1 protein-coding gene is annotated in these 293 nt (G+C 61.1%); it reads left to right on the top strand.

Annotation, left to right across the window (positions count from 1 at the left end):
- Positions 1 to 293 (top strand): hypothetical protein (locus tag SB717_RS35015; RefSeq protein ID WP_410907497.1); only part of this gene is annotated, 293 nt, incomplete at both ends.

Below are 293 nucleotides of genomic sequence, written 5' to 3'. Positions count from 1 at the left end.
CCCTGGTCTTGGACCGTACCAGTGTTGAATGGCGCAGCGCCGCCGCACTGTTGGTGGAAGGGGACGACTATGGCAGTACAAACGCTGATATCCAGGTCCGCAACGGCTCGACCCTGACCGGCGGCAACGGCAACCTCCTGGAAGTCACCGGCGACTCCACCGCCAACATGAACGTCGACAACAGTTTCCTGGTGGGCGACGTGGTGGTTGAAGAGGGCAGCACCGCCAAACTGCAACTCAACAATGGCGCCTGGCTGACCGGCCAACTCAAGAACGTGGCTGAACTGAGCGTC

This window comes from Priestia sp. SIMBA_032, from assembly GCF_046535215.1.
Classification (GTDB): domain Bacteria; phylum Bacillota; class Bacilli; order Bacillales; family Bacillaceae_H; genus Priestia; species Priestia aryabhattai.
The sequence above is the reverse complement of the archived record's forward strand: the minus strand, read 5'-3'. Positions and strand labels throughout refer to the sequence as shown.